This window comes from Sneathiella sp., from assembly GCF_029233945.1.
GTDB lineage: Bacteria > Pseudomonadota > Alphaproteobacteria > Sneathiellales > Sneathiellaceae > Sneathiella.
The window spans coordinates 37,429-44,819 of record NZ_JARGOQ010000030.1 but is presented as its reverse complement, the minus strand read 5'-3'; the positions used below and the strand labels follow the sequence as shown (position 1 = coordinate 44,819).

At 52.8% G+C, this 7,391-nt stretch carries 8 protein-coding genes; all 8 read left to right on the top strand.

The annotated features are described in order from the left end of the window. The first annotated feature begins 218 nt into the window (after window positions 1-218). The 8 genes from P1U71_RS11115 (at window position 219) to moaD (ending at window position 7,390) form a co-directional block, all read left to right on the top strand. Window positions 219-1,193: a calcium/sodium antiporter gene (locus P1U71_RS11115; RefSeq protein ID WP_301105679.1), complete on the top strand. Its 975-nt coding sequence runs from the start codon at window positions 219-221 to the stop codon at window positions 1,191-1,193. A gap of 26 nt (window positions 1,194-1,219) precedes the next feature. Further along, window positions 1,220-1,978, top strand: coding sequence for an SDR family oxidoreductase (locus tag P1U71_RS11110; protein ID WP_301105678.1), 759 nt, complete (start codon window positions 1,220-1,222; stop codon window positions 1,976-1,978). Continuing rightward, complete coding sequence (gene folB / locus P1U71_RS11105) at window positions 1,971-2,384, top strand: dihydroneopterin aldolase (protein ID WP_301105677.1); 414 nt, start codon at window positions 1,971-1,973, stop codon at window positions 2,382-2,384. The genes P1U71_RS11110 and folB overlap by 8 nt, the downstream gene beginning before the upstream one ends. Window positions 2,385-2,808: 424 nt before the next feature. Continuing rightward, window positions 2,809-4,719, top strand: coding sequence for an excinuclease ABC subunit UvrC (gene uvrC / locus P1U71_RS11100; protein ID WP_367281177.1), 1,911 nt, complete (start codon window positions 2,809-2,811; stop codon window positions 4,717-4,719). A gap of 72 nt (window positions 4,720-4,791) precedes the next feature. Then, on the top strand, window positions 4,792-5,355 hold the full coding sequence (pgsA, locus tag P1U71_RS11095) for a CDP-diacylglycerol--glycerol-3-phosphate 3-phosphatidyltransferase (protein WP_301105675.1): 564 nt from the start codon (window positions 4,792-4,794) through the stop codon (window positions 5,353-5,355). A gap of 25 nt (window positions 5,356-5,380) precedes the next feature. Next, window positions 5,381-5,902, top strand: a complete 522-nt coding sequence (mobB, locus tag P1U71_RS11090) for a molybdopterin-guanine dinucleotide biosynthesis protein B (RefSeq protein WP_301105674.1) — start codon at window positions 5,381-5,383, stop codon at window positions 5,900-5,902. Further along, on the top strand, window positions 5,886-7,142 hold the full coding sequence (gene glp / locus P1U71_RS11085) for a gephyrin-like molybdotransferase Glp (protein WP_301105673.1): 1,257 nt from the start codon (window positions 5,886-5,888) through the stop codon (window positions 7,140-7,142). The genes mobB and glp overlap by 17 nt, the downstream gene beginning before the upstream one ends. Then, complete coding sequence (gene moaD / locus P1U71_RS11080) at window positions 7,139-7,390, top strand: molybdopterin converting factor subunit 1 (protein WP_301105672.1); 252 nt, start codon at window positions 7,139-7,141, stop codon at window positions 7,388-7,390. The genes glp and moaD overlap by 4 nt, the downstream gene beginning before the upstream one ends. Window position 7,391 lies beyond the last annotated feature (1 nt).

The following is a 7,391-nucleotide window of genomic DNA, read 5'->3' as shown; positions in this document are numbered from 1 at the left end:
ATCGAACGGAAATATTAGCGCCAAGCCTGCAAATATCCCGCGACACCCCGGCAACACCGTCGCACAAAACCACTCTCCCACCTGAAAAGGCACGAATTTAGCGCCTTTTCCCCTTTTACTGTTACCTGGCCATGTCTATATAACAACCAATTGTCTTCTTGGAACAGTGGTGACGGGATGAGTGTAACGGGAAATTATTCCCGGGGTGTATGCCCTTTATGATGTACCTACAAGTAGCTGCTGGTCTGGTTATCCTTCTGGTTTGCGGTGAACTCCTTGTCCGGGGCTCGGTTGCCCTTGCCGAGCAGTTAGGCGTGTCCAAGCTGGTTATCGGCTTTACGATAATCGCGTTTGGCACCTCGGCCCCGGAATTGGTTGTATGTATTCAGGCCGCACTTGATGGTGCGCCGGGAATTGCCTTCGGGAATGTAATCGGCAGTAATATTGCCAATATCTTGCTGGTCATCGGCGTCCCCGCCCTGATCTACCCACTGGTCTGTGACACGCGTTCTGCACTGCGCGACTGTCTTATCATGGTTTCCGGCTCCATCCTCTTCATGGTTCTGGCATGGAACGGTGTGATCCAGCTCTGGCAAGGCGCTCTTCTTGTTGGCTTCCTTGCTGCCGTCGTGCTCCGTTCCTATTATCGCGCCCGCAAAGAGGGCGACGAAGGTGCGGAAGAAGCCCTGGAAGAGTATGAACAGAATATGCCGAAAAACCTCTTCGTCAGCATATTCTTCGTTCTAATGGGCCTACTCGGCCTGATACTTGGGGCGCATTTGCTTGTGCAGGGTGCGGAAACCATTGCCAGAATTGCCGGCGTTTCGGACGAAATCATCGGCCTGACGCTTGTCGCGCTCGGCACCTCTCTCCCAGAACTCGCCACGTCGATCATTGCCGCCTTTCGCCGCCATGGGGATGTTGCCATCGGCAATGTGCTCGGCTCCAACCTGTTCAACATTACAGGCATCATCGGCGCGACAGCAATCGTCGAGCCGATGCAGGCACCCTTACAGATCCTGCATTTCGATCTTTGGATCATGCTGTTTGTCTCGCTTCTCATGATCCCGATTTTTATTTCCAAAAAACCCATCGGTCGGGTTCTGGGTGGCGCTTTCTGCATTGCCTATGTCGCCTATGTCACGGCGCAGTTTTATGGTATGTCTGGCGTCTATGCCGCACCGGTGCACTAAGAAAATAAAATTGGAACATCGCGTGAATGCCAAATAACGTCTTAATTACAGGGGCGGGCCGACGTATCGGTCGCGCCATTGCCAGTGCCTTTGCCGACAAAGGCTGGGGTATCGCCCTGCATTACCACCAGTCGTCTACGGAAGCCGAAACCCTAAAAGACGAGCTCAGCACCTCAAACGTGAATATCACGCTTATCAAAGCAGATTTGGCAGATGCTGCCGATGTAGCAAAGATCATTCCAGAAGCAACTGGGATTCTTGGTCCCCTGACTTGCCTCGTCAACAATGCGGCTGTATTTGAGAAAGATGAGATTACCGACGTGACGGCGGAAAGCTTCCACAAGCATCTCGATACGAACCTTCTGGCACCGATGCTTCTCACCCAAGAATTTGCCCGGCAATGCCCCAAGGGAGTGCAAGGGAATATCATCAATATTGCCGATCAGCGGGTTTTCAACCTACGCCCGGAATTCATGTCCTACACCTTAAGCAAGGCAGGGCTCTGGACGCTTACGCAAACCACGGCAATGGCGCTCGCTCCACATATCCGCGTCAACGCCATTGGTCCGGGCCCTACTCTGGCAAATACAAGACAGACGGCGGCGCAATTCAAACAGCAGCAAAAATCAGTTCCCCTAGGGTATGGACCAACACCTGAGGAAATTGCCCTCGCGGTCCAGTTTATCCTGGCGGCGAAATCGATGACAGGTGAGTTTGTTTCCCTTGATGGTGGCCAGCATCTACCAATATATCAAAGTGAGGCGAAAGAAGGTGCGCATGAATAAACCAACGACTGCCAATGTTCTTTATCCCGGGCAAATGACCCGGCCCACTTCAACGCATAAGGTTTTTATCAACGACCTTATGGTGGACATGCTGATCGGTGTTTACGCGCATGAGAAATCTACGCCACAGCCCGTTCGCTTCAATATCGAGATGACGGTTGCCGATTCCCATGCCCCGCTCGCCGATAACTACAAGAATGTGGTTTGCTACGAGACGATCTCTAATCACGTCACCAGTATGGCAAAAAACGGGCATATTAACCTCGTCGAGACACTTGCCGAGAAAACCGCCGCGATCTGCCTCGAAAATGAAAGAGTGAGTCTGGTGACGGTAAAAGTCGAGAAGCTTAACGCCATCAAAAACACGACAAGCGTTGGCGTTGAAATTATTCGCGGGAAGTCTTAAGTCCGGCGAAGAAAACATAAAAAACGTAAAATTTGACGAAATCTCGGCAATAGTTGTGCACATTCCGGCGGAAACCCTTTAGTTCCCCTGCGATACTCGAAAAAAATTACATTTTTCCTGGAACCTCTAGCTTGACTTTTAAAATTACTATATAATTCAAATAGTTATAAAAATGCTTAAAAATTAGGCAGGGCCGTCAAAGGCTAGGTTTACCATGCCCTGCAGCAGCATGTGAGCGGCTTATGCACAAAGTTTTCCACAGGAGTCGTGGATAGTGTAAAAAAACTGTAACAGCTAAAATTGGAGCAAAATTTTTGATCTCTAATGTCTCTTTCGAATAAGGGGGTTAGAGTGTTTTACTGAAAATCGTTTTAAGTCTACCTACTAACCTATCGCAGCTTTTGGCCACCTGATAATATTAATGATGCAGCAAAGTTCAGAATCGACCGACGACAACAGCGAATCACCGTTCCGCCGCGGCGCGAAGGTGATCGAGCGGTTTTTGAAGAACCTTCCCACCTCTCCCGGCGTCTATCGCATGATCGACTCGGCGGGTCAGGTTCTTTATGTCGGTAAGGCCAAGAACCTCAAAAACCGGGTTAGCTCCTATGTGAAGACGGCGGGCCAGTCGACACGCATTATGCGCATGGTCTCCCTCACCCGCTCCATGGAATTTGTCTCAACCCATACCGAGGTGGAGGCACTTCTCCTCGAAGCGAATCTGATCAAGAACCTGAAGCCGCGCTATAACATTATCTTGCGGGACGACAAATCTTTTCCCTACATCCTGATTACCGGCGATCATGAATGGCCGCAAATCACCAAACATCGCGGCGCACGGTCACGTAAGGGCGAATATTACGGCCCCTTTGCCTCCGCCGGAGCTGTAAACGAAACACTTGCAACCTTTCAACGACTATTTCCTTTACGCTCCTGCTCGGACTCAGAATTTCAGAACCGCACTCGCCCTTGCCTGCAATATCAGATCAAGCGCTGCTCCGGCCCATGCGTTGGGCTCATCAGCCGTGACGATTATCTCGATGTTGTCGATGAAGCGCGCAGCTTTCTGTCGGGCAAAAGCCATATGCTGCAGGAAAAACTTGCAGGCCGGATGCGGGCAGCGAGTGATGCCCTTGATTTCGAGCAGGCGGCTGTTCAGCGTGATCGGCTTAAAGCAATGGCACATATCCAGTCAAAGCAGACGATTAACTTGCCGGGGGTTGAGGAGGTTGATGTCATCGCAGCCTATCAGGAAGGTGGCCAGACCTGCGTTCAGGTCTTTTTCCTGCGTTCCGGACAGAATTTTGGCAACCGCGCCCATTATCCAAGCCACAATAAGGACGACGATCCAGCTGATGTCCTGAGCGCCTTTATCGGTCAATTTTATGATGGACGAAGCGCACCTCGGCGCATATGGACAAGCCACGGTCTCACGGATGCCGATTTGATCGGGGAGGCTTTGTCGATCGCCTCAGAGCGTGTCGTCAAAATCGAAACGCCCAAGCGGGGCGCAAAACGGGAAATGGTCGAGCATGCGCTTCTGAATGCGAAAGGCGCGCTTGCCCGACGCATGGCGGAGAATGCGACACAGCGCAAACATCTGGATGGAGTAGCGGAGGCATTCGGCCTTGCCGAGCCGCCGAGCCGGATTGAAGTTTACGATAACAGCCATATTTCCGGCGCTCATTCCGTTGGTGCGATGGTTGTCGCCGGGCCGGAAGGTTTTGAGAAAAAGGCCTACCGCAAGTTCAACATTAAGAATACTGCGCTCGCGCCCGGAGACGACTATGGCATGATGCGCGAAGTTCTGACACGGCGCTTTTCCCGTCTGCAAAAAGAAGACCCGGACAAGGCCGGCCCCGCGGCTTCCGGCTCGCGGGAACAATGGCCCGATCTGATCCTGATAGATGGGGGCCAGGGACAGCTCAGTGTCGTGCAGGAGGTCTTTGACGAGCTTGAGATTAATGATGTGACCCTGGTCGGCATCGCCAAGGGGCCGGACCGTAACGCCGGGCGGGAGCGGTTCTTCATGACGGACAAAGCCCCCTTTTCCCTGCCAGAGAAGGACCCCACGCTTTACTTCCTACAGCGGCTTCGCGACGAGGTGCATCACTTCGCCATTTCAACGCATCGGGCGAAAAGGTCACGTGCAATTGGCCGCTCCCCGCTGGATGAAATTCCGGGTATCGGTGCCAAACGCAAGAAAGCACTTCTCAACCGGTTTGGCTCCGCCAAGGGGGTTGAACAGGCCGCATTGAGTGATCTGCAGGCGGTGGAAGGCATATCCCGTGCAACTGCTGAAACCATCTATCAGTTTTTCCATGAAGAAAGCTGATTTCTGCTCTTTAATTCGCCTTGCCGGGTGCCTATACTGTTTTTTTCACCAACCGTCTGCGTCAGATAATCCATGCTATCAAGCTTACCGAATTTACTGACACTTTCTCGTATCGTTGTCATTCCTCTTCTGTTGGCAGCCCTTTTCCTGCCGGGAAAGTTGGGAAGCTGGGTACCGCTTGGCCTTTTTATCGCCGCCGGAATAACAGATTTCCTGGATGGGTATTTCGCGCGGCGCTACCGCCAAACGTCAAATCTCGGACGGTTTATGGACCCCGTTGCGGATAAATTGCTTGTTGCCTCGGTACTGTTCGTTCTCGTCGGGATCGGACGCATTGGAGAGTGGGACCTTATCCCCGCCACGATTATCCTCTGTCGGGAGATAATGGTGTCGGGATTGCGTGAATATCTGGCGGAGTTGCGGATCGGCATGCCGGTCAGCAAACTTGCCAAATGGAAGACGGCCGCCCAGATATTTGCCCTTTGCTTTTTGTTGGGCGGCCCCGCAGTTGCCGGTCAGTTCGATGCCATCCTCATCGGTCAGATATTGCTTTGGATCGCCGGTTTGCTGACGGTCTGGACTGGATATGACTATCTGCGCCTTGGCCTGAAGCATATGATGGACGAAGGGTCGTAATCACGCGGATATGGGTAATTGACGCATGAATATCATCGGTATTTCAGGCTGGAGCGGAAACGGCAAAACCACTCTGTTGACGCGGTTGATCCCGGCATTGATCAAACGCGGCTTCAAGGTCTCGACCATCAAGCATGCGCATCATAAATTCGATATTGATACGCCGGGCAAGGATTCATATCGACATCGGGAAGCCGGAGCCGAGGAAGTGCTGATTTCATCTTCAAGCCGCTGGGCGCTGATGCATGAAAACCATGACCGCGGCGAGGCGCGCCTTGACGATCTCATCGCCAAGATGGTCCCTGTCGATATCCTTCTGGTCGAGGGGTTCAAGTCGGAAGACTTTCCAAAAATCGAAGTATGGCGCCGGGAAAGCGGCACAGAACCAAGGGTTTCCTCAGATAGCAGTATTGTCGCGCTGGCAACACCCGAACTTTCCTACACGGCCCCTGTCCCGGTTCTCGATTTAAACGATGAAAATGCCATCGCAGAGTTCATCGTTCAGTTTTTCAAGCTGGAGGTGGCCGCCCATGGCACGGCTGGCTAACGATTGTTTCGCCAATCCGTCGGAGATGATCAGCGCGATGGAGGCGCTTGAGAAAATATCCGCCGCTGCCGCGACCGTTGTCGCCACGGAGAATATCTCACTATTTGATGCCGAAGGCCGCATTCTGGCGGCGGATATCACGTCCCCTCGCAATGTGCCGCCAGCCGATAATTCCGCCGTCGATGGTTATGCCTTTCGGTTTGAAGAGTATGCAAAAGGCCCCGACAAACCGCGTGACGTTATTGGACAGAGCAAGGCGGGCCATCCCTGGAAGGGCGCCCTCACTCCGAATGCAGTCATTCAGATACTGACCGGCGCCATCATGCCGGAAGGGCTGGACACCGTCGCCATGACAGAAGATGTCTCGCGGCAGGGTAAGCAAGTAATCCTGCCGACAGGCCTTAAATCGGGTGCCAACTGCCGCAAGATGGCAGAGGATATTCGCGAAGGCAAAGTCTTGCTGGAGAAAGGCACACGCCTTCGCCCGCAGGAACTTGGGTATCTTGCCTCTGTCGGGCTGGGATCGGTTAAAGTTTTCAAGCGCCTGAAAGTCGCGCTTTTCTCGACGGGGGATGAATTGATCAATCCCGGGGAGACGGGTTCCCCCACCAGCATCTATGACAGCAATCGATTGATCCTTGCCAGTCTTCTAGACAATCTTGGATGCTCTGTCACAGACCTTGGTATCTTGAAAGACCGCCTTCCCATCGTCCGCGCCGCCCTGAATGAGGCCGCCAAAGATCATGACCTCGTCCTCACCTCCGGCGGTGTTTCCATGGGGGATGAAGATCACGTCAAAACGGCGCTCAGTGATATCGGCCATTTGCATTTCTGGCGTATTGCCATAAAACCGGGGCGCCCGCTGGCGCTTGGTCAGATTGGCAATACAGCCTTTGTCGGGCTGCCGGGAAACCCGATCGCTGCTCTCGTCTGCACCCTGATGTTTGTCCGCCCGTTAATCAAAATCTTAAGCGGCGCGAATATGGAACCACCCCTTGCCTTCAAAGTGGCAGCAGATTTCATCATGAAGAAGAAGTCTGGTCGCACAGAATGGCTTCGGGGCCGCTATTATGTCACGAATGATGGCACCGGCAGAGCCGAGAAATATCCGACCGAAGGTTCCGGCATTCTATCATCTGCGGTCTGGGCAAATGGCTTGATCGAAATCGGGGATGATGTCACCTATATAGACAAAGGGGATCTGGTTACGTTCCTTCCCTTTTCGGAGTTGATGAGATGAAAATTCTCTATTTTGCCTGGCTGAAAACCAAATTGCAGATGACCTCGGAATCCGTCCCCTGGTCGGAGGAATGCCGCGATACCGATAGCCTTGTTCGGTGGATGAAAACGCGCGGACCTTCCTTCGCGGAGGTTTTCAGCGATCTGGAAGTCGTCAGGATTGCGGTAAATCAGGAATATATTACCGGCAATACAGTCCTTGGAAAAGAAGACGAGGTTGCCTTCTTCCCGCCGGTAACGGGAGGGTAGC